Below are 3,255 nucleotides of genomic sequence, written 5' to 3'. Positions count from 1 at the left end.
AAATACAATAATTTATCTAAAAAGCAGAAGACTGTTGTCTTCTGCTTTTTATTTATTCAACTCAAAGTAATCTTGGAACTCCGCACCCGTTGGCAATTCATCAAATGCAACCGGGACGGTATTATTTTTAGACCAATTGGCTTGTGAGTTCATGCAAAAATTCAATTCTTTCTCAGGGACAAAATCTTTTTCAATCAAACCTAAAGGAATCCACATAATTTTTGGATTACTGCCTAATGCATTAGGTACAGGCGAACCACATTCTGTACAAAACGAACTGGTAAAGCCTGTTGCTTTGACATACGTCCGAACGAATTGCAGACCTTGTTGCCAGTCAAATTGTTCTGACAAAATTAATGTCGCCGTATTCGATGCAGCCCCACTCTGCTTACGACATAAACTACAGTAACAACGATAGATCGTTTTAATTTTTGAAGTAGAAAATTCAAATTTGATTGCCCCACATAGACAAACGCCATTAAATAGTTGCCTTTGCTCTAATGCGGTCATAACGTTTCACCCGAATGATCTTTCTCAATCGTTTTATATTGATTGCTTAAACCCTGCAAAGAACCCCACGCTGCTTGTGCCAATATTTCCCTATACGCTTTCGGATCAGCAACCACTTTTTTAGACAACCAAGCGCGACAATAACTCTCAGATGCACCAATCACCAATGACATGATCAGCTCAATCGGTATATTTTTAAATGATTCAAAATCTGCATAGCTTGAAACATGAGCCATAATCTTTTGATTTCTTTTTTTATTTTTTTCGCTTAATGCCTGTTTATATTCACTTTGCATAACACTGAAATGTGCTAATAATAAAAATTTCGCGAATTGCGGTTGATCAGAGACCCAATCAACATAGCTATAAATCAATGCGGAAATCACATCTTGTAATGATTTTGCCTCATCTAAATATTGCTCGCGTAAGCAAGCTTGATCATCTAAAGCAGCGAATATCAATGCTGCAATGATGCCTTCTTTATTTTTAAAATGATGATAAATCGCACCTACACTACTTTCCGATTTGTCCCGAATCATCTCAATACTGGTGGTTTCCAAACCCAGTTCAAGAAAACATGACAATGCATCCGACAAAATTTTCCTTTTGAGCAATGATCTGCGTTGAGGATATAAACGTTCTAATAATTGCTGAGCCATATGCATAGTAAATTTTAAATAGCCAACCGTCGGAACTATTGTGTATGACTTGACCATTATTTGTAAACAGAATTATATTCTGTATTAGAATTTAATTCTGTTAGTGAGAAATTCAATGGCTTCAACTTTAGAATTATGGAATAAAGTATCGGTATTACCTGCTGGAAAGTGGACGTTCACTCGAATGCTCTGCTTAAAAGCACCTTATTTCAGTAGCATTTCCCCATTATTTGAAGAGCTAAAACCAAACTCTTGTAAAATATCGATTAAGAAAAAGCGCTCAGTGCTCAATCACATCGGCACAGTTCATGCGATTGCAATGTGCAATATGGCAGAACTCGCAGGTGGAACAATGACAGAAGTGACTGTGCCTGCAACACATCGCTGGATTCCAAAAGGGATGACCGTTGAATATTTAAAGAAAGCAGAAACAGACTTAATTGCAGTAGCAACACCTGTTGAAAGTCATTATGACTGGGATAAGGCTGGAGGATATCTGGTGAATGTCGATGTACTTGATCAACTCAATGAAAAGGTTTTCCACGCGACAATCACAATGTGGATTTCTAAGAAAAAATAATAAAAAGCCCCGAACATTTAGTCGGGGCTTTTTATTATTCTGTCTTTACTTTTTAAATGGTAATGCATATTTAAAAATACGCCCGACCACTTCACCGAACTGTTTTAAAAAACTGGCATTATTATAATGCAAACCATATTTCTCACACACAGCTTGCACTTTAGGTGCAACTTGGCGATAACGACGTGCAGGAATATCAGGAAATAAATGATGCTCAATTTGATGACTTAAATGCCCTGTCAAAATATGAAACGCTTCCGAACCTGTCAAATTCGATGAACCTCGAATTTGACGCATATACCAATGTCCACGGCTTTCATCTTGTATTACCGATTTTGGGAATACTTCAACTTCTTTGGTAAAGTGACCACAGAAAATGATGCTGAAGGTCCATACATTACGAATGCCATTCGCCACTAAATTACCTGTCAATACAGGAAGCGCCGAAGGTCCAGCGATCAATGGGAAAAACACATAATCTTTAAAAAGTTGCTTCGCTATTTTCTTTTGGGCTGGCTGCCATTCACGCTTAAATTGCGCCATCGTTTTGCGTTTATACAGCACTTTACCCAATTCAAGATTTTGAATGGCAACGCCCCATTGGAATAGTAAGCTGAACGGTACGATATACATCGGTTGGATTAAAGTAAATTTGTTCCAACGCTGTTCTGGAAATAGACGAAATACTCCATAACCCACATCATCATCCATCCCCTTTACATTGGTATAAGTATGATGCTTAAAGTTATGCGTTTGTCTCCAGTTATCAGAAGTTCCGACGGTATCCCATTCATAGGTTTGACCATTAAACTTTGGATCATTCATCCAATCATACTGACCGTGCATGACATTATGACCCAACTCCATGTTTTCCATGATTTTGGCGAAACCTAATAACCCCGTACCTAATAACCATGCTGGTGGGAACCATCCAGCAAATAGCAAAGCACGGCCTAAAAAGCTGCTATAACGGATCGTAGAGTAGACACGGCGGATGTATTTTGCATCTTTTTCACCCAAGTCATCTAAAACATCTTGCTTGATCTGATCTAATTCACGAGCGAAAGCATCTAACTCTGCGGCAGTTAAATCACGATTTTTTGGATTTTTAAAAAATTCAATTTTAACAGGCATATTCATCGTTAATTTCTCTCTTATAGATCAATCACAAGATCTGATTGAGCTGAATTCACACAAATTTTTAATAACTGAGTGGGTTCTTGATTGGCAGCACCATTCAATAAATTTCGTGTCGCACCTTGAGCTTTATTACATGCACATTTATTACAAATACCCATACGACAACCATGATTTGGCTTGATACCTTGCTGTTCTAAACTTGATAAAATCGACTGTCCTTTCGGAATCGCAACAGTTTTATTCGATTTCATCAATGTGACATTAATAAAACCTGTATCAGTTAAATCAGCATCGAACTGGCTCAAACTAAAGGCTTCTGTTTGAATCGCAGCAGCATGGCTCAATAACGCTTCAGCTGTCGCCGCA

The 3,255-nt window shown here is 37.9% G+C and carries 5 protein-coding genes; 1 reads left to right on the top strand and 4 read right to left on the bottom strand.

Features of this window, described 5'->3' with window-relative positions; translation table 11 throughout:
- Nucleotides 1–48: 48 nt before the first annotated feature.
- Both B4237_RS13585 and B4237_RS13580 read right to left on the bottom strand, forming a co-directional pair.
- Nucleotides 49–510 (bottom strand): GFA family protein, encoded by a 462-nt coding sequence (locus tag B4237_RS13585; protein ID WP_278596624.1) that lies wholly within the window; start codon nucleotides 508–510, stop codon nucleotides 49–51.
- Entirely contained in the window at nucleotides 507–1,175 is a 669-nt protein-coding gene (locus B4237_RS13580; RefSeq protein WP_278596623.1) for a TetR/AcrR family transcriptional regulator, read from the bottom strand. Before B4237_RS13580 ends, B4237_RS13585 begins: the two co-directional genes overlap by 4 nt.
- 109 nt (nucleotides 1,176–1,284) lie before the next feature.
- On the opposite strand from B4237_RS13580, the gene B4237_RS13575 reads away from it, so the two are divergent.
- On the top strand, nucleotides 1,285–1,749 hold the full coding sequence (locus tag B4237_RS13575; protein WP_278596622.1) for a hotdog fold domain-containing protein: 465 nt from the start codon (nucleotides 1,285–1,287) through the stop codon (nucleotides 1,747–1,749).
- 45 nt (nucleotides 1,750–1,794) lie between these two features.
- Here B4237_RS13575 and B4237_RS13570 read toward each other — a convergent pair whose 3' ends face one another.
- Nucleotides 1,795–2,889, bottom strand: coding sequence for a fatty acid desaturase family protein (locus tag B4237_RS13570; RefSeq protein WP_278596621.1), 1,095 nt, complete (start codon nucleotides 2,887–2,889; stop codon nucleotides 1,795–1,797).
- A 14-nt stretch (nucleotides 2,890–2,903) separates the two neighbouring features.
- Nucleotides 2,904–3,255, bottom strand: a 352-nt coding sequence (locus tag B4237_RS13565; protein ID WP_286943567.1) for a 2Fe-2S iron-sulfur cluster-binding protein, incomplete at its 5' end; no start/stop codon positions are given.

The sequence above is a fragment of the Acinetobacter sp. UBA6526 genome, from assembly GCF_002434875.1.
Taxonomy (GTDB): Bacteria; Pseudomonadota; Gammaproteobacteria; order Pseudomonadales; family Moraxellaceae; genus Acinetobacter; species Acinetobacter venetianus.
This window is presented reverse-complemented; position numbering and strand designations above follow the sequence as displayed.